Origin of the sequence: Bacillus cereus group sp. Bc061, assembly GCF_027715825.1 — a bacterium.
Taxonomy (GTDB): Bacteria; Bacillota; Bacilli; order Bacillales; family Bacillaceae_G; genus Bacillus_A; species Bacillus_A paranthracis.
Genome location: NZ_JAQFTZ010000004.1, coordinates 167,937 through 185,903, shown reverse-complemented (window position 1 = coordinate 185,903; position 17,967 = coordinate 167,937). Strand labels below are relative to the sequence as shown.

The window sequence follows — 17,967 nt, the reverse complement described above, 5'->3', positions numbered from 1 at the left end:
ACGTCTTTTTCTCTTTTTGCATATACATAAGAAAAAGGAGGGATAAAGATGGGGGTTGTTGAAACTGCTGAGTGGTTACATCTATATTATGGACGGCCAGAAAAGCTGTGTGAGAAGTTTACGAAGTATATCCCGCTGCCAAAAGAAAGGTTGTATCGCTTTTTAATTTCTAAAGGTATGTATCGCCCTGTTATGCGAGGAGAACGAGAAATTAAAGAGTTAGAGAAAAAGGAAGTTTGGAAAGAGTTACGTGCAGAGTATGAGAAACTGAAAAATTGGTTAAAAGGTCCAGATGTCCCTGTCTTTATTCTATTATCAGATTCCTATAATCGAACTGTACAAGAAGAGTATAACGGCAGGGCTGGATTATCTATGCGTCACGTTATTTTCTTATTCGTATGTGGACGGAATTCGGTGGAAGAATTAAAAGTGCTATTGGCGCATGAATATCATCATATATGCAGGTTGCATCAAATTGAGACGAAAGAAACGGAATATACATTACTTGATACGATGATTATGGAAGGGTTAGCTGAGCAAGCGGTAACGGAAAGATATTCAGAAAAAAACAATGCACCGTGGACGACGTATCTTTCAAAAGAAGAGGCTATATATTATTGGAAAAACGTTGTATATGAAAGAATAAGTATAAAGCGAGGAACAAGGGAGCACGACATCTTATTAAATGGATTTCACTCTTATCCGAAGATGCTTGGCTATGCGCTTGGATTTCATATTGTCAAAGATTGTGTAACTTTGGAAGGAGAAGATACACTTTCTTTATTACCTATAGATGCAAAAGAAATATTGAATAAAGCAAAAACATTTCATATATAAAAAAACAGGAGCTCTCTTTCCTGTTTTTTTAGTATTAATAGAAGAAAAAATAATAATTAGAATATATTTCCTTAGGTGGAATAAAGTTAAGAAAAATTGAACATAATGATGGATACAAACAGTAGTGAAGTGAGGGGTAGTGAATGTTATATCTACATGATGTATGGGTAAATTGGTTTGAAGGTGAAGAAAATGGGTATAACGTTTGTCATTTTTACGAATGGCGGAAAGATGATACGATTGAGCTATTAGATCAAGTGCCATTATTAAAAGTAGATTCCACATTATATCATTACATCGAGAACGAATTGTTAGAGCTTCCGCAAAAAATGTTGGAAGACGTACATCATAAGGCTTATATTCGTAAAAATCATGAACGTTTGCAGCAAGAGTATTGCTTTGTAGTTACAGATGGAAAAGGAATTATTGCAATCGACACAATTGGTTACAACGTACCGATTCGAAAGAGCAGACTTATACCGCGCCAAGAGCAGATGGTATATGAGATGGTAGAAAACGTACAAGCAGAAAAGTATGAGTTCCAAGTAGAAGAAATGGAAAAAGAACATCATATTTTATCACCATCACCTTTCATTATGAATGGCTTAACTCGTAAAGAAAGACAGCTTAAACAATTACTATTTATGGCGTTAGATCAATTACATACAACGAAAAACACAGCGGAAATTCGCTATTGGTTCACAGAGTGGGATCCATCAGCATACGGAATGGTTCAACATATGGAATTTGAAGATATTTGGGCTAAGCTGTATGATGAAGCGAAAACAGGTTGGTCTGAGAAGCACGAACAATTATGCGAGCGTCTCGTAAAAGGACAGCCATTTTTTGAAAAGTTATGGGAAATGGAAAACGAGCAAAAGGTAAATTAAAAAACCGCCAATCGGCGGTTTTTTTATTTGTTGTAGTCTAGCTCCAGCGGCAAGCTCTTCGTGTCTAAGAACCTTCCGCATAAGAAGGCAAAAAGCGCCTTTTATGCGAAAGAACCTTAGCCAGTCAGAGCTGAACGAGCCGCCTCCACTTTATATGTAATCTAGCTCCGGCTCCTAACCCTTCGCGTCTAAGAACCTTCCCCACAAGAAGGTAAAAAGCACCTTCTGTGGGAAAGAACCTTAGCCGTCAGGGCTAAGCAGTCGCCTCCGCTTTATATGTTACCTACGTTTTCTGCTTAGTCCCATTGCGTTTTCTACTTTGCGTAGTTGTTTGAATGCGACGCGGTTTGCTTTTTCGGCACCTTTGTCTAGAATTTCGTCTAGTTCTGGTGAGTTGATTAGTTCGTTATATTTGTCTTGGATTGGACGAATTGCCTCTACGACTACTTGCGCTAAGTCGCCTTTGAAGTCGCCATATCCTTTTCCTTCGTACATTGCTTCAATTTCTTCAACTGTTTTTCCAGAGAATGAAGAGTAGATTGTTAATAAGTTAGAGATGCCAGGTTTGTTTTCTTTATCAAATTTCACGATACCTTCAGAATCAGTTACAGCACTCTTAATTTTCTTTTCAATTGTTTTTGGTTCGTCAAGCATGCTGATCATTGATTTTGGATTCGGATCAGATTTACTCATTTTTTTCGTAGGCTCTGTTAGTGACATAACGCGAGCTCCTACTTTTGGAATACGGATTTCAGGAATTGTGAATACTTCACGGAAGCGTTTGTTGAAACGCTCTGCTAGGTCACGTGTTAATTCCATATGTTGCTTTTGGTCATCACCAACAGGCACGATTTCAGTGTTGTAAAGTAAAATATCAGCAGCCATTAATGGTGGATACGTTAGTAATCCAGCTGGTACTGAATCTCTACCTGACGCTTTATCTTTATATTGCGTCATACGCTCTAATTCTCCAACGTAAGCAACTGATTGCATAATCCATCCTAGTTGAGCGTGTGCCGGTACTTCTGATTGTACAAATAACGTAGCTTTTTCAGGATCGATACCGCATGCTACATAAAGTGCAGCAAGACTGCGGATGTTTTTACGAAGCCCGACGGGATCTTGAGGCACTGTAATCGCATGTTGATTTACAATACAGAAATAACAGTCGTGTTCGTTTTGAAGCTCTGTAAATTGCTTCATAGCCCCTAAATAGTTTCCAAGTGTAATCGTTCCACTCGGCTGAATACCAGAAAAGATAACTGACATAAGTAATTCCTCCTAAATTTGAATGCGTGATAGGGAAGAGAAGGCAAACAAAAAAGCCCATTCATCCCAAAAAACTATAGGGACGAATGGACCGCGGTACCACCCTAATTATTTCACTACTGTGAAATCTCTCTAATCCATAATAACGTTTGGATATAACGCCAAAGCCTACTACTTTCGGTTCGGTTTGGAGCTCAAAAGCCCATTCCATACTGTACAATTACTTGTTCACACCAGCCACAAGCTCTCTGAAATTGCCTCAATATGTACTCTTCTTTATCATCGCATACATATAAATTTATTTATTGTTACCTGAGCTCTTTTAAATATGAAAGAACTAAAGTTTTATAACAAAATGTTTTGCAGATTATTATATCATATGGGATAGTGTTTGCAAACTACATCAAAATAGTAAAGCTAATGAAGGTCGAGAACAACCCAAGAACGATACCGGTAATGCAAATTGGATACGTCCATTTGAATGAATATGTTTTATAAATACGTTCTTTCTTATCGACAGGTTCCTCTACTTCTTCAATTAAAGAGTCGATTTTTTTGTTCGTACCAAATACTCTTTGGAATGCGTAAATTGTTACGTTAAAAAATCCATTTTGAAATATGAATAAAAAACCGCCTGTAAGAATAAAAAATAGTGCAATATAAAAAGAGATGTTGACAAAATTCAACAAAAAATGCGATGAAACGAGGAATGCACCAATACTAGAAGCGATTATCGCTATGGAAATTAGTATACAAGTATGAAAAAAAACTTTATTCAAAATGTTCCCCTCCGTCAAAATATTACTAGAATTATTATACTATAAAAGCTATAATATGTACTAGAACTAATTTTTTGAAAATTATACGCAATTAAAGGTCTGATTGCAAGATGATGGTAGCAATGTTAACGTATCCCTTTACAAAAAAATAAAAAAATAAACATTTTATTAAAAATTTTAACAAAAAAACAAAAAACTATATTCACAATTGTTATATTATATGTATAATGAAAATTGTAGAAACTTGGAGATTATTCTTTCAATTCTACTTTTTTACAAGTGAGGGTACAGGAAGTGCAATTAGGGGAGGCAACACAACATGAAGAAAAAGATACCGTTATTACTTGCATCGACGTTGACTGTCAGTATGTTAGGAGCTTGTAGTTACCAAAAAGAGGATAATAAAGCAGGCGCGAAAGAAAAATCCTCAAACAAGCAAGTGTTAAATCTAACTGAGACAGCTGAAATCCCAACTATGGATACGACGTTATCAACAGATGCAACATCTTCTAACATCATGAATAACACAATGGAAGGGTTATATCGTCTGGGGAAAGATGATAAACTTGTTCCGGGTGTCGCTAAATCTTATGAGAAATCAGAGGATGGCAAAAAATATGTGTTTAAGTTACGTGAAGATGCGAAATGGTCTAATGGTGAACCTGTAACAGCGAAGGACTTCGTTTATTCTTGGCGAAGAGCTGTAGATTCAAACACGGGTGCCAAGTTTGCTTACATACTATTTGATGTTAAAAATGCGGAGAAAGTTAACAAAAAAGAATTACCAGTTGAAGAACTTGGTGTAAAGGCAATTGATGATCATACACTTGAAGTGGAATTAGATAACCCTGTTCCTTATTTTGTAAGTTTAACAGTCTATCCAACATTATATCCTTTGAATGAGAAATTTGTAACAGAACAAGGAGCAAAGTTTGGATTAGAATCCAATACGACACTTTATAATGGTCCATTCGTATTAAATGAATGGAAGCATGAACAAAGTTTCCAACTTAAGAAGAATCCAACGTATTGGGAAAATAAAGAAGTAAAACTTGAGGAAATAAACTTCAATATTGTTAAGGATCGTTCAACTGCTATAAATTTATATGAAACGAAAGCAATTGATCGTGTAGTCTTAACATCAGAGTTTGTAGATAAATACAAATCAGATGCTGACTTTAAAACGATTAAGAGACCATCTACACAATTTATTCGCTTAAATGAAAAGAATAAATTTTTAGCAAATAAAAATATCCGAAAAGCAATTGCAATGTCCTTTGAACGTGAAAACATCGGAAAAGTAATCTTAAACGATGGTTCAGAGGGTATATATGGTTTTGTTCCGAAAGGCTTAGCAAAAGGTCCGAATGGAAAAGACTTCCGTGAAGAAAACGGAAAGCTTATAAAAGAGGATATGAAAGAAGCACAAAAATACTGGGAAGCTGGTAAAAAAGAACTTGGTGTAGACAAAGTAGAGTTAGAGCTATTAAACTTTGATACTGATGATGCTAAAAAAATCGGAGAGTATTTAAAAGGCCAATTTGAAAAGAACTTACCAGGTTTAACAGTTCCAACAAAAATGCAACCATTTGCACAAAAATTAAAACTTGAAGCAAGTGGAGATTATGCAATGTCATATGCGGGATGGAGTCCAGATTATATGGATCCAATGTCATTCCTTGAAATGTATACGACAGGTAATGCACAAAACAAAGTACATTACGCAAACCCAGCGTATGATGATTTAATTAAAAAAGCAAAAACAGAAGTTGATGTACAAGCTCGCTGGGATGCATTATTACAAGCGGAAAAACAACTGCTTGAAGATGCGGCGATTGCTCCAGTATATCAACCTGGAAAAGCATATTTACAACGCCAATCTATTACTGGCCTATTAGAACATAAATATGGCGGGGAATTTAGCTATAAGTGGGTTGAACTCAAAAACTAAAAATGGTTTCCATCATGAATAAGGGTATATGCCTATGATGGGCGTGTACTCTTATTTTAAAAAAATAAAAGTAAGAATATTTTAAACTATCTTATTGCTTTTGAGAAAAACGGGGAGGTGCTTGACTATGGGACGTTATGTATTAAAACGTTTCGTGTACATGGCTTTGACATTATTTTTAATTACTACGTTGACTTTCTTTTTGATGAAATTACTTCCAGGTTCTCCGCTTAAAAATCAGGAGAAGTTATCACCGGCACAAAAAGAAATCATTCTTGAAAAATATGGTTTAAATGATCCAGTACCAGTTCAATATGCACGTTACTTAGGTAACTTAGCAAAAGGGGATTTAGGGGTATCATTCCAATATGATAACCGTCCAGTAACAGACATGATTGTGGATCGCATTGGACCATCAGCACAACTTGGTTTACAAGCGATTATATTAGGAACATTTATCGGTTTAATTTTAGGAATCGTTGCGGCACTTCGTAACAATACGTGGGTCGACTATGGAGCGACAATTATTTCCGTACTCGGGATGTCGGTACCATCGTTCGTATTTGCCGCATTACTACAATATTTCGTAGGGGTAAAACTTGGATGGTTCCCAGTAGCATTCTGGAAAGGGCCAGAGTTTACAGTAATGCCTACAATCGCTTTATCGATGGCAGTTATCGCAACAATCGCACGTTTCGCTCGTGCAGAGTTAATTGAAGTTATGCAAGCTGACTACATTTTAACAGCGAAAGCGAAAGGAATTAGCCAAGGCGTTATCATTATCAAACACGCCCTTCGTAACGCGTTAATTCCAGTTGTAACAATTTTAGGACCAATGGTTGCAGGGTTAATTACAGGTACATTAGTTATTGAGCAAATTTATGCTGTACCAGGACTAGGGGAACAGTTCGTTAAATCTATTACAGTGAATGACTATACAGTTATTATGGGAACTACAATTTTCTATAGTGCGATCTTCATCTTAGTTATTTTCATTGTTGATATTTTATACGGAATTATTGATCCTCGTATTCGTTTAGCGGGAGGGAAAAAATGATGAAAGATGTACAAAAATTATCTCCAGACTTATTTCAACAAGCTAATCAAAATAATGTGGATAATGAAGTCATTGCCCGTCCAAGCTTAACGTTTTGGCAAGATGTAAGAAGACGTTTGTTCCAACATAAAGGAGCAATGTTTGGTTTAGTTTTATTAACGCTTATTATCTTACTAGCAATCTTCGGACCGATGGTAAGTAAGCACTCGTATAAAGAGCAAGATTTAGGACGTGCAAAATTGCCACCGAAAATTCCAGTTATTGAAAATGTTCATTGGTTACCATTTGACGGCACAGATCAATATGGTGTTGACCAATATGAAAAACGTGATATTAAAGAGTATTTCTGGTTTGGTACAGATGATCTTGGACGCGATTTATGGACAAGAACATGGGAAGGTACACGCGTATCATTATATATCGCTCTTTTAGCAGCAGCAATTGACTTAGTAATTGGGGTTGCATATGGAGGTATTTCAGCGTTCTATGGCGGTAGAGTAGATAACATTATGCAACGTATTATGGAGATTATTAACGGTATTCCATACTTAATCATCGTTATTTTAATGGTAATCATTATGGGATCTGGTATATGGTCAATTACACTCGCAATGGCAATTACAGGTTGGATAGGGATGTCGCGTATCGTTCGTGGACAAATCCTTAAATTAAAAAATCAAGAATACGTATTAGCATCTCGTACATTAGGTGCAACAAATACACAATTAATTGTAAAACACTTAATCCCGAACGTAATGGGACCAATTATCGTAATGACAATGTTTACAATTCCAACAGCGGTGTTTGGTGAGGCGTTCTTAAGCTTCATCGGTTTAGGTATTCAGCCACCATTCGCATCACTTGGTTCTCTTGTAAATGACGGTTATAAATCAATTCAAACGTATCCGCATATGATGTTCATTCCTGCGGTTGTCATCAGTATATTAATTTTAGCGTTTAACTTAATGGCAGACGGATTACGCGATGCGTTAGATCCAAAAATGCGTAAGTAAAAGAGGGGAGAGGCAAAGATGAAAACATTGTTAGAGGTAAAAGATTTACAAGTCTCCTTTGATACACATGCAGGTGAAGTACAAGCTGTACGCGGCGTTACTTTTGATTTGAAAAAAGGGGAAACATTAGCGATTGTAGGAGAATCTGGTTCTGGGAAATCAGTTACTTCTAAAGCGTTAATGGGATTAATTCCGAATCCTCCTGGACGCATTAAAAATGGTGAAATCGTATTTGAAGGTCGTGACTTAACAAAATTAACAGAAAAAGAAATGCAGCAAGTACGTGGTAAAGATATCGCGATGATTTTCCAAGATCCAATGACATCATTAAACCCAACGATGACAATTGGAAATCAAATTATGGAAGGCCTTATTAAACACCAAGGAATGAGTAAAGCAGACGCACGTAAAGTTGCGTTGGAATTAATCGACCTTGTAGGTATTCCAAATCCAGAAGCTCGGTTAAAACAATATCCGCACCAATTCTCTGGTGGTATGAGGCAGCGTGTAGTTATTGCGATGGCATTAGCTTGTAACCCAAAATTATTGATTGCCGATGAGCCGACAACAGCGCTAGACGTTACAATTCAGGCGCAAATTTTAGAGCTTATGAAGGACATTCAACAAAAAACAGAAGCAGCAATCATTTTCATTACGCATGACTTAGGTGTAGTGGCGAACGTTGCGGACCGCGTAGCAGTTATGTACGCTGGTAAAGTTGTTGAAATCGGAACTGTAGATGAAATTTTCTACAATCCAAAACATCCATATACTTGGGGCTTAATCGCATCTATGCCAAGTTTAGATGGTTCAGAAGAAGAGTTATATGCAATTCCTGGAACGCCTCCAGATTTATTGAAGCCGCCAAAGGGAGATGCTTTTGCACCACGTAACCCACAGGCACTGAAAATTGATTTTGAAATGGACCCACCTTTATTTAAAGTAAGTGATACACACTATGCGGCAACTTGGTTACTTCATGAGCAAGCTCCAGAAGTAAAACCGCCGGCAGTCGTTGAAAAACGCATTCTTCAAATGAAAGCAGGTGAACAACATGACTAAACAACGTGAGAAATTAATTGAAGTAAAAAATGTAAAGCAGCACTTCGACGTGAGTGGTGGTGTTGTCAAAGCGGTTAATGATATTTCATTTGATATTTACCGCGGAGAAACATTTGGTCTTGTAGGAGAATCGGGTTGTGGTAAATCAACAACTGGAAGAACGATCATTCGTTTATATGATGCAACTGCAGGTGAAGTATTGTTCGACGGTGAAAATGTACATGGCAAAAAATCACGCGCAGAATTGAAGAAATTCAACCGTAAAATGCAAATGATTTTCCAAGATCCATATGCATCATTAAACCCACGTATGACAGTAGGGGATATTATTGCAGAAGGTATTGATATTCACGGATTAGCGAAAAACAAAAAAGAGCGTATGGACCGTGTTCATGAATTATTAAACACAGTTGGCTTAAATAAAGAGCACGCAAACCGTTTCCCTCATGAATTCTCAGGTGGACAACGTCAGCGTATCGGTATCGCTCGTGCACTTGCTGTAGAACCTGAATTTATCATTGCCGATGAGCCAATCTCAGCACTTGACGTATCAATTCAGGCGCAAGTTGTAAACTTACTGAAAAAGTTACAAAAAGAAAAAGGTTTAACATACTTATTCATTGCCCATGATTTATCAATGGTAAAATACATTAGTGACCGCATTGGTGTAATGTACCGTGGTCAAATCGTTGAATTAACAACAAGTGATGAGTTATATGCAAATCCAATTCATCCATATACAAAATCACTATTATCAGCAATTCCACTTCCAGATCCAGATTATGAGCGCAATCGTAAACGTATCGTATACGATCCATCTCAGCACAATTATGGCAGTGAAGAACCGACAATGCGTGAAATTCGCCCGGGACATTTCGTACTATGTTCTGAAGCGGAGTACAAGAAATATAAAGAGATTTATCAATAATAAAAAATCCATTCTTCTATTACAGAAGAATGGATTTTTTTACTATATAAAAGAGTTGTCAATATTTCTCGGTAAGTCGATATATTTAAAGAATCGCAAATATAAGTTGCCTATACTAATGACTACGCCTTAATTAAAAGAGTATTATTGCGCCTGAACAGAAACAATCTCCTCTTGTTCTTCAGGTTTAACAAGTGCATAACGCTCCCACGCTCTACTTTTCCAGCGGAAGAACATAATAATGGCACGTGTCCATTCATCAATAGCGATTGCTAGCCAAATACCAACGAGCCCCATATCTAAATGGAAGGCGAAAAAATAACCGAGTGGTAAACTCATTAACACCATAGAGAATGCGCCGATTAAAACTGGGTACTTTGCATCACCAGCTGCGCGAAGTGAATTGATGATGACGATGTTCATCGTACGCCCTGTTTCAAGTAGTACACTTAGTAAAAGAACTGACGCACCTAACGCAATAATGTGCGGATTATCTGTAAATAGTCCCATTAATTGTGTACGGAATGTAATAACGAGAGCAACCATGCATAAAGTGACACCGATCGCCCACTTTACACTTTTCCATACACGTTCATACGCTTCATCTTTTTCACCACCGCCAACGAGGCGTCCGATAATAATTGCAGTTCCCATACCGATTGCAATAGCGAATAAATAAGTGAACATAGAAATGTTCGTAGCGTATTGTCTAGCCGCTAACGATTCCGTTCCTAAATATGTTGCATAGTATAAGAAGACAATTTGGCAAGCTTGATACATAACCTGCTCAAACGCAGATGGAATTCCGATTTTTAAAATTTTCCCGATATATTCTTTTGATAAGGTGAAGTAGTATTGTAATTTTACACGGTACTCCATAACGCGGTACAGTAACCAGAAGAAAACGAGAAGCGCTATAAGTCGGCTGACAGCAGAAGAAATGGCAGCCCCTTGTACACCTAGCTCTGGGAAACCAAATTTTCCGAAAATGAGTACGTAGTTTCCAGCGATATGAATAATATTCATTCCAAGAGAAATAAACATCGCTTGCTTTGTGAAGCCATGTACGCGGATAATTGCGGCTAATGAATTAATAATAGCTTGAAGGAAAATAGCTCCTCCGACGATAGATAAATAGCTCTGTGCATACATTAGTACATCGCCTTGTAAGTTCATTGCCATCATCATATGTTTTGAGAATAAAAGAAAACCAGCGCTTATAACGAGTCCGACCACTAAATTTAATGTGACGGCTAAAGCTGATATTTTTGATGCTTCCATAAAACGTTTGGAACCGAGGTATTGAGATACGACGATGGCTGCGCCGTTCCCGATGACTTCTAGTACCAAAATAGCGATATGGAGATATTGATTCGCTGCACCAACCCCAGATACAGCATCGTCTGATAATGCACTTAACATGAAAGTATCAGCGATCCCCATTAACATAAATAGAAAAACTTCTAGAAAAATAGGCCATGTTAATAAGAATAAACTTAATTTCTCAGTAGGCCTGTTTTTTGCCTGAATTGCTGTCATGTCCGTCCCCTCTTTACCGATATCTATTTTTAGCAAAGTGTATCGTAACATACTTTCTTGACCTTTGCACTCATTTTAACCTACATATCTTTATTATGAAGGGAGAGCTATTTTATGATAAAAACAGAAGGATAATTATGCGTAAAGTATTATAAGATATAAATTTTGTTTTTCTCTGATAATTTAGAAAAATATAAAAATAACTATTTTCAACACTTTAGTAAGGATAATCAGCAATATGAAACGTTTACAAAGGTTTAATTTTTAACAGAAAATTTTAATAAAATAGAAATATAAATATACAAAAAATATATTTGTGTGTATAATATGAATTATTAGAACATATATATATTTCTTTTTGTTTGAAAATGAAAGGGCTAACATTTTTGTGGAGGGTGGAAGTATGAAAAAAAAGATGCCAGTTTTTGTAGTATCAACAGTAGCAATGAGCATGATGTTAGGGGCATGTAGCTACCAAAAAGATGAACCGCAAGCGAACGCAAAAGGGGATAGCGGGAAAAGCGGTGCGAAGCAAGTTATTAACTTAATTGAAACGCAAGAAATTCCAACGATGGATCCAGCGTTATCAGCTGATGCAGTTTCTTCAAGAGTAATGACTAATACGATGGAAGGCTTATACAGTTTAGGAAAAGACGATAAGCTTGTTCCTGGTGTAGCGAAGGAATTCAAAAAATCAGAAGACGGTAAAAAATATACATTTAAATTACGTGAAGACGCAAAATGGTCAAATGGTGAGCCTGTGACGGCAAAAGATTTCGTATACGCATGGCAAAGAGCGATTAACCCAGATACAGCTGCGAAATCAGCGTACATTATGTATGATATAAAAAATGCAGAGAAAATTAACAAAAAAGAGATGAGTCCGGACCAATTAGGGGTAAAGGCGATTGATGATTATACATTAGAAGTGGAATTAGACAATTCCATTCCATACCTTGTAGATTTAATGGTATATCCAATCTTCTATCCTGTGAATGAAAAGTTCGTGAAAGAGCAAGGTACGAAGTTTGGTTTGGAAGCGAATACAACACTTTATAACGGACCATTTACATTAAGTGATTGGCAACATGAACGTAGCTTTAAAATGACAAAGAGCTCGTCATATTGGGATAATAAAGAAGTGAAGATTGAGGAAGTAAACTTTAATATTGTTAAAGATACGTCTACACCAATTAATTTATATGAAACAAACGCAGTCGATCGAGCAACGTTATTAGCGGAGTTCATCGATAAATATAAAGGAAAACCAGATTTCCAAACAGTAGAAGATACATCTGTATTCTTCCTTCGTTTAAATCAAAAAGATCCAGCGTTAGCAAATAAAAATATTCGTAAAGCAATTTCACTTGCTTTTGAACGTAAACCGTTCGTTGATACATTATTAAATAACGGTTCTAAGCCAGCAACAGGGTTAATTCCTGATAACTTCATTAAAGGACCGGATAAAAAGGACTTCCGTGCTGTAAATGGAGATATTGTAAAACCAAATGTGAAAGAAGCGAAGAAATATTGGGAAGCTGGTAAAAAAGAGCTTGGTAAAAATGAAATCGAATTAGAGTTATTAAACGAAGATGTTGAATTATCGAAGAAAACAGGGGAATATTTAAAAGGTGAGTTAGAAAAGAATTTACCAGGTTTAACAGTGAAAATTAAACAACAACCATTCGCGCAAAAACTAAAATTAGAAGATGCGGGCGATTTCGTCATGTCATTCTCTGGATGGAGTGCAGACTTCCCAGATCCAATTACATATCTTGATATGTTTGTAACTGACGGATCACAAAATAAAATGAAATATTCTAATCCGAAATATGATGAGATCATCATGAAAGCAAAAAAAGATGGAAGCGATGTAAATGCTCGTTGGAAAAGCTTACTAGAAGCAGAGAAAATGTTACTTGATGACGCTGCGATTGTACCGGTATATCAACGTGGTAGAGCATACTTACAAAGAGATTCCATTAAAAATATGTACAACCATAAATATGGTGGCGATTTAAGCTTTAAATGGGCGTCAGTAGAGAAATAAGAAAAAAGCAGGTAATTGCCTGCTTTTTTTAATACGTACGTTTCTTATAAATACCTTTCCCACCAACTTGGTTCCAGCCGGATTGTACATCCAAACTTTTATTAACAAACTTCATCTTTTCTTTTCCGCCAAAGAGTTTTTCACCAATACTATTTGTAATGACGCCAATCAATGCTGTTATTCCGATGATGAGGGCAGCAACAGTGACAAAATCAATAAAAAAAGCAATCATTTGCAAATTCCCCCTTTGCCTGTCTGTATTTTTATTGTATGAGATAAAAAATGAAAAAGAAAGAAATATCAGAAAAATTTTTGATTTATTTTAGAAATCGTATGGACATGAATGAGAATGTTTGCTAAAATGAGAACAAACGTTCTTTTGATTCTCACTTGTATAGTCTTACATTTCTTAATTGATTTATCAAAAAAAGGTAAGAAAACGTTCTCTTTTTCATAGGAAAGATTATGAGAGAATAACTATAAATTATATGAAAAATCTATGAAAAGCAAGCGTTAAGAGGGTTGAAGATTATTGTTAAAGAACAGCTGAAGTAAGTGTGATTATGTTACATAGCAGTGAAATGCACGGAAGAGTTTTCTCAATTAGAAGGAAATTTACTGTATATTTCTTGCAAAATCTATTGTATAATGATTATAGAAGTTACTTATTAAAAGTAATTGTTGTTTACTAAAAGTTGTTGCTTACATGAAAAGCAATTTTTGCACTTTGTTTTAAGACAAGGTATCGCGAAAAATTGCTGAATTTAGAAATTTAAACTGTAATTAGTACAGAATTTGTACTCTTTAAGGAGAGTGAGCTTTGTATGGTAACATTATATAGTTCTCCAAGCTGTACGTCTTGTAGAAAGGCGAAATTATGGCTAGAGGAAAATCATATTCCTTATACAGAACGTAATATTTTCTCAGATCCATTAACGATTGAGGAAATTAAAGAGATTTTACGTATGACAGAAAGCGGAACGGATGAGATTATTTCTACTCGTTCGAAAGTTTTCCAAGAATTAAATGTAAACTTAGAGTCTTTACCACTTCAAGATTTATATAAGATGATTCGTGACTATCCAGGGATTTTACGTCGTCCAATTATGATTGACGAGAAACGCCTTCAAGTAGGTTACAATGAAGACGAAATCCGCCGTTTCTTACCACGTACAGTAAGAACGTTCCAATTACGTGAAGCACAGCGTCTTGTAAATTAATTATAATAATATGAAAACCTTCTACCTATTATATAGTAGAAGGTTTTTTTTAATGTTTCAAATTTCGTAATCGAACTCGTTGAACGATAAAGCCGATGCATAAGATGGTGAAAATAAATAAGTAAGGAATGCCTGCAGTGAAACTTGGGTTGTTATGAAAAAAGGTTGCAAGTCTGTCTTCATGTGTGACCATTTTTCCTGCTGTATAAGCGAGAATTGCTGCCCCGCAATAAATGAGGAGTGGAAAGCGTTCCATAAGTATTAAAATGAGTTTGCTGCCCCAAATAATAATCGGGATAGAAATGAGTAAACCGATTATTACGAGTAAAAATCTTCCGTGAGCTGCCCCTGCAATGGCGATAACGTTGTCAAATCCCATAACAAGGTCCGCGAATACAATTGTACGCACAGCTTGAAATAAAGTTGTTTTTCCTTGAATAGAAGAAAGATCGTTGCTATTATCAGTTAGTAAATTTACTGCAATGAATGTAAGTAAAATGCCCCCGATAAGTTGCAGAAATGGAATGTCGAGCAAATAGACAGCTAGTATAGTAAGGATAATTCTTAGTACGATTGCTAAAAGAGTACCGATCAAAATAGCTTTATTTCGTTTCGATTCAGGTAAATTTCGGCTAGCTAGTGCGATGACAATTGCGTTGTCACCACCTAATACAACATCGATACCGACAATCATTAGTACAGATGTTAAAAACTCTAAGTCCATTCGTCTGCCTCCATTTATGATGTTTTAATAAGCGAACTATATGTATGTGGTGAAAAGGACTAAAGCATCTTCTCTAATAAAAGTTTCACTTTATTACAGTGTACGGGGGAAGATGGAAATGTATGTCCAAATTTTTTATAAGTGAGGCATCGCGACAATGATATATTTGTGTATACCATTGAATGAAGATAGGTATATAACTATTTTTGTAAAATAAATCGATTTTATTTCCATTCTGGAGAATCTTATCATAAAATGAGAGTACAAGAATCTATTGATTTGTCATATGAGTGGGGAATCCCTTCATAACAATTCTAAGCAGGAAGGGAGAGTTGTATTTTGGATATTGAAAGAATTAATGATCATACGATGAAATTTTTTATTACGTACATTGATATAGAGGACAGAGGCTTTAATCGTGAGGAAATTTGGTATGACCGCGAAAGAAGCGAAGAGCTCTTTTGGGAAATGATGGACGAAGCTCGTGATCATGACGATTTCTTTATTGATGGGCCGTTATGGATTCAAGTGCAAGCAGTCGATAAAGGGATTGAAGTACTTGTAACGAAAGCAGAACTTTCAAAGGATGGACAAAAGCTAGAACTACCAATAGGTGTAGATAAAATTATAGACATTCCTCTAGATGAAGGTATTGAATCATTATTCCAGCAAGAATTAGTGGAAGAGGTAGAGGAACAAGCAGGTACAAACTTTAACGAAGATGGTACGTTTGGCTTTTTAATTAAGTTTAATGATTTTGAAGATGTCATTTCATTAAGTCATCGTCTTATCTTTGAAGATATAAAAGATGAGCTGTATTCATTTGAGGACCGCTATTATGTATATGTGGAATTCGATGAAGTGCTACATGATGAAGAAGAAATTGATCGCATTTTAAGCATTGTTTTAGAATACGGGGAAGAATCAACTTTAACAATTCATCGTGTAAGTGAGTATGGAAAACAAATTGTGAAAGAGCATGCGCTTGAAACAATTCGCAATAATTTTCCTGCTAAAACGTAGGCCGATTTCTGTAGTATGAAATCGGCTTTTTATATGAAGAATAGGAAAGCTTTCTTAGTAAGGAGGTAAGAGATGAAAAATACGTTAAAGTTGATTTTCTTTGTTTTACTATTGTTCGCATTATTTGTGTCATTACGTATGTTTATTGATGTAGCGTTTTATTCGGATGTAATTGGGATAAAAGATGTTTCGATTTTAGGTATTATTAGTATTTTATTTACGGTATCTGCATTTTTAATTGGTTGCGTTATTTTCTTAGAGAACCGTCATCCGTCAAAAACACTTACATGGCTCATTGTGTTAGGGATTTTTCCGGTATTTGGATTCTTCGCTTATTTATTATTCGGACAGAACTTTCGGAGGAAGAGAATGTTCCAAAAGAAGGCGTTGCTCGATGAACAAGCGTTTTTACAATATAAGGGGCATGAAGATTACGAAGAACGGATTTTGCGCAATCATAAGCATCAAGAGCTGTTATTTCGTTTAGCGGATCGCTTAGGCGCTTTAAATATTTCATTTCAAACTGAAACGAGAACATTAACAAATGGAGATGAAACGTTTCAGGCTATTTTAGATGGATTAAAACGAGCGAAACATCACATTCATATGGAATATTACATTGTGCGTGATGATAAACTTGGAACAGAAATTAAAGATATTTTAATACAAAAATCAAAAGAAGGCGTAGTCGTTCGTTTTTTATATGATGCGGTTGGAAGTTTTAAATTATCAAAATCATATATTGAAGAATTAAACGACGCAGGTGTCGAAATGATTCCGTTCTTCCCTGTACGTTTTCCGATTTTAAACGATAAGATTAATTATCGAAATCACCGAAAAATCGTTATTATTGATGGGAATGAAGGATTTGTAGGTGGATTAAATATTGGTGATGAATATTTAGGAAAGGATAAGTACTTCGGCTTTTGGCGAGACACGCATTTATATTTGCGTGGGGAAGCTGTGCAAAGTTTGCAGCTTATTTTCCTTCAAGATTGGTTTTATATGACTGGCGAGGCTGTGCTAGCCCCTGAATATTTACAAGCGAAAGCAGTTGAGGGGGAGCATTGGGGCGGCGTGCAGCTCGTTGCAGGTGGGCCGGATAATAAATGGGAAACAATTAAACATTTATATTTTGCCATGATTGCTTCTGCGCGGAAATCCATTTGGATTGCAACGCCGTATTTCATTCCGGATGATGATATTTTATCCGCATTAAAAGTAGCGGCACTTGCTGGTATTGATGTTCGGTTGTTAATGCCGAGTAAGCCTGATAAGCGAACTGTCTTTTACGCATCGAGATCGTACTTCCCAGAGCTTTTAGATGCAGGGGTAAAGATATATGAATACGAAAAAGGTTTTCTCCATAGTAAAGTTGTCATTGTCGATTCTGATTTAGCTTCAATTGGGACAGCGAATATGGATATGAGAAGTTTTCATTTGAACTTTGAAGTAAATGCTTTTTTATATGATACAGATAGCATTCGAAAACTTGTTCAAGATTTTAAAGACGATTTAGAAGAATCAAGTGAAATTCATGTCGATCGTTTTCATAAAAGGCGTCTTCATAGACGAATTGTTGAATCAACGTACCGGTTATTATCGCCTTTATTATAAAAAGAGAT

16 protein-coding genes and 1 other annotated feature are annotated in these 17,967 nt (G+C 36.0%); of the genes, 11 read left to right on the top strand and 5 right to left on the bottom strand.

Annotation, left to right across the window (positions count from 1 at the left end; genetic code table 11):
• The first annotated feature begins 48 nt into the window (after window positions 1–48).
• The gene (locus PDQ40_RS17150) at window positions 49–837 is read left to right on the top strand and encodes a DUF2268 domain-containing protein (RefSeq protein WP_000539323.1); all 789 of its coding nucleotides are present in this window, start codon (window positions 49–51) and stop codon (window positions 835–837) included.
• Between the two features lie 143 nt (window positions 838–980).
• Window positions 981–1,727 carry a YjbA family protein gene (locus PDQ40_RS17145; RefSeq protein ID WP_000966137.1) on the top strand — a complete coding sequence of 249 codons (747 nt, stop codon included), beginning with the start codon at window positions 981–983 and terminating at the stop codon, window positions 1,725–1,727.
• Between the two features lie 279 nt (window positions 1,728–2,006).
• On the opposite strand, the gene trpS is transcribed toward PDQ40_RS17145, so the two are convergent.
• Together trpS and PDQ40_RS17135 are read right to left on the bottom strand one after the other, a co-directional pair.
• Window positions 2,007–2,996: a tryptophan--tRNA ligase gene (gene trpS, locus PDQ40_RS17140; RefSeq protein ID WP_000110985.1), complete on the bottom strand. Its 990-nt coding sequence runs from the start codon at window positions 2,994–2,996 to the stop codon at window positions 2,007–2,009.
• A 75-nt stretch (window positions 2,997–3,071) separates the two neighbouring features.
• Window positions 3,072–3,288: a binding site (T-box leader), on the bottom strand.
• A 106-nt stretch (window positions 3,289–3,394) separates the two neighbouring features.
• Window positions 3,395–3,775, bottom strand: a complete 381-nt coding sequence (locus tag PDQ40_RS17135) for a DUF3899 domain-containing protein (RefSeq protein WP_061536284.1) — start codon at window positions 3,773–3,775, stop codon at window positions 3,395–3,397.
• Between the two features lie 319 nt (window positions 3,776–4,094).
• Here PDQ40_RS17135 and PDQ40_RS17130 point away from each other — a divergent pair, with 319 nt between their 5' ends.
• From PDQ40_RS17130 to PDQ40_RS17110, 5 genes are all read left to right on the top strand, one after another.
• Window positions 4,095–5,726 carry a peptide ABC transporter substrate-binding protein gene (locus PDQ40_RS17130; RefSeq protein WP_000727235.1) on the top strand — a complete coding sequence of 544 codons (1,632 nt, stop codon included), beginning with the start codon at window positions 4,095–4,097 and terminating at the stop codon, window positions 5,724–5,726.
• Between the two features lie 127 nt (window positions 5,727–5,853).
• Window positions 5,854–6,783, top strand: coding sequence for an oligopeptide ABC transporter permease (gene opp3b / locus PDQ40_RS17125; protein WP_000534165.1), 930 nt, complete (start codon window positions 5,854–5,856; stop codon window positions 6,781–6,783).
• Window positions 6,780–7,796: an oligopeptide ABC transporter permease gene (gene opp3C / locus PDQ40_RS17120; RefSeq protein WP_000974101.1), complete on the top strand. Its 1,017-nt coding sequence runs from the start codon at window positions 6,780–6,782 to the stop codon at window positions 7,794–7,796. The genes opp3b and opp3C overlap by 4 nt, the downstream gene beginning before the upstream one ends.
• Window positions 7,797–7,814: 18 nt before the next feature.
• On the top strand, window positions 7,815–8,858 hold the full coding sequence (locus PDQ40_RS17115) for an ABC transporter ATP-binding protein (protein ID WP_000854346.1): 1,044 nt from the start codon (window positions 7,815–7,817) through the stop codon (window positions 8,856–8,858).
• Entirely contained in the window at window positions 8,851–9,786 is a 936-nt protein-coding gene (locus tag PDQ40_RS17110) for an ABC transporter ATP-binding protein (RefSeq protein ID WP_000166346.1), read from the top strand. Before PDQ40_RS17115 ends, PDQ40_RS17110 begins: the two co-directional genes overlap by 8 nt.
• A gap of 144 nt (window positions 9,787–9,930) precedes the next feature.
• Here PDQ40_RS17110 and PDQ40_RS17105 read toward each other — a convergent pair whose 3' ends face one another.
• Complete coding sequence (locus PDQ40_RS17105; protein WP_002163724.1) at window positions 9,931–11,376, bottom strand: MATE family efflux transporter; 1,446 nt, start codon at window positions 11,374–11,376, stop codon at window positions 9,931–9,933.
• 352 nt (window positions 11,377–11,728) lie between these two features.
• Here PDQ40_RS17105 and PDQ40_RS17100 point away from each other — a divergent pair, with 352 nt between their 5' ends.
• Window positions 11,729–13,375 carry a peptide ABC transporter substrate-binding protein gene (locus PDQ40_RS17100; RefSeq protein ID WP_000728612.1) on the top strand — a complete coding sequence of 549 codons (1,647 nt, stop codon included), beginning with the start codon at window positions 11,729–11,731 and terminating at the stop codon, window positions 13,373–13,375.
• 28 nt (window positions 13,376–13,403) lie between these two features.
• Here PDQ40_RS17100 and PDQ40_RS17095 read toward each other — a convergent pair whose 3' ends face one another.
• Window positions 13,404–13,607 carry a hypothetical protein gene (locus tag PDQ40_RS17095; RefSeq protein ID WP_000559978.1) on the bottom strand — a complete coding sequence of 68 codons (204 nt, stop codon included), beginning with the start codon at window positions 13,605–13,607 and terminating at the stop codon, window positions 13,404–13,406.
• A 592-nt stretch (window positions 13,608–14,199) separates the two neighbouring features.
• Here PDQ40_RS17095 and spx point away from each other — a divergent pair.
• Complete coding sequence (gene spx / locus PDQ40_RS17090; protein WP_000258267.1) at window positions 14,200–14,595, top strand: transcriptional regulator Spx; 396 nt, start codon at window positions 14,200–14,202, stop codon at window positions 14,593–14,595.
• Window positions 14,596–14,644: 49 nt separating this feature from the next.
• On the opposite strand, the gene PDQ40_RS17085 is transcribed toward spx, so the two are convergent.
• Window positions 14,645–15,319 carry a TerC family protein gene (locus PDQ40_RS17085; RefSeq protein WP_000362603.1) on the bottom strand — a complete coding sequence of 225 codons (675 nt, stop codon included), beginning with the start codon at window positions 15,317–15,319 and terminating at the stop codon, window positions 14,645–14,647.
• 339 nt (window positions 15,320–15,658) lie between these two features.
• Between PDQ40_RS17085 and mecA the strand changes: the two genes are divergently transcribed.
• Both mecA and PDQ40_RS17075 read left to right on the top strand, forming a co-directional pair.
• Complete coding sequence (gene mecA / locus PDQ40_RS17080; protein ID WP_000350710.1) at window positions 15,659–16,342, top strand: adaptor protein MecA; 684 nt, start codon at window positions 15,659–15,661, stop codon at window positions 16,340–16,342.
• 72 nt (window positions 16,343–16,414) lie between these two features.
• Window positions 16,415–17,959: a cardiolipin synthase gene (locus PDQ40_RS17075; protein ID WP_000799204.1), complete on the top strand. Its 1,545-nt coding sequence runs from the start codon at window positions 16,415–16,417 to the stop codon at window positions 17,957–17,959.
• The last annotated feature ends 8 nt before the right edge of the window (window positions 17,960–17,967 follow it).

Excerpts from the sequence above, each read along its gene's own strand:
- PDQ40_RS17100 (WP_000728612.1), top strand. The coding sequence starts at position 11,729 with ATGAAAAAAAAGATGCCAGTTTTTGTAGTATCAACAGTAGCAATGAGC.
- opp3b (WP_000534165.1), top strand. The coding sequence starts at position 5,854 with ATGGGACGTTATGTATTAAAACGTTTCGTGTACATGGCTTTGACATTA.
- opp3C (WP_000974101.1), top strand. The coding sequence starts at position 6,780 with ATGATGAAAGATGTACAAAAATTATCTCCAGACTTATTTCAACAAGCT.
- PDQ40_RS17130 (WP_000727235.1), top strand. The coding sequence starts at position 4,095 with ATGAAGAAAAAGATACCGTTATTACTTGCATCGACGTTGACTGTCAGT.
- PDQ40_RS17095 (WP_000559978.1), bottom strand. The coding sequence starts at position 13,607 with ATGATTGCTTTTTTTATTGATTTTGTCACTGTTGCTGCCCTCATCATC.
- PDQ40_RS17105 (WP_002163724.1), bottom strand. The coding sequence starts at position 11,376 with ATGTTACGATACACTTTGCTAAAAATAGATATCGGTAAAGAGGGGACG.
- trpS (WP_000110985.1), bottom strand. The coding sequence starts at position 2,996 with ATGTCAGTTATCTTTTCTGGTATTCAGCCGAGTGGAACGATTACACTT.
- PDQ40_RS17145 (WP_000966137.1), top strand. The coding sequence starts at position 981 with ATGTTATATCTACATGATGTATGGGTAAATTGGTTTGAAGGTGAAGAA.
- PDQ40_RS17110 (WP_000166346.1), top strand. The coding sequence starts at position 8,851 with ATGACTAAACAACGTGAGAAATTAATTGAAGTAAAAAATGTAAAGCAG.
- PDQ40_RS17150 (WP_000539323.1), top strand. The coding sequence starts at position 49 with ATGGGGGTTGTTGAAACTGCTGAGTGGTTACATCTATATTATGGACGG.
- spx (WP_000258267.1), top strand. The coding sequence starts at position 14,200 with ATGGTAACATTATATAGTTCTCCAAGCTGTACGTCTTGTAGAAAGGCG.
- PDQ40_RS17085 (WP_000362603.1), bottom strand. The coding sequence starts at position 15,319 with ATGGACTTAGAGTTTTTAACATCTGTACTAATGATTGTCGGTATCGAT.
- PDQ40_RS17075 (WP_000799204.1), top strand. The coding sequence starts at position 16,415 with ATGAAAAATACGTTAAAGTTGATTTTCTTTGTTTTACTATTGTTCGCA.
- PDQ40_RS17115 (WP_000854346.1), top strand. The coding sequence starts at position 7,815 with ATGAAAACATTGTTAGAGGTAAAAGATTTACAAGTCTCCTTTGATACA.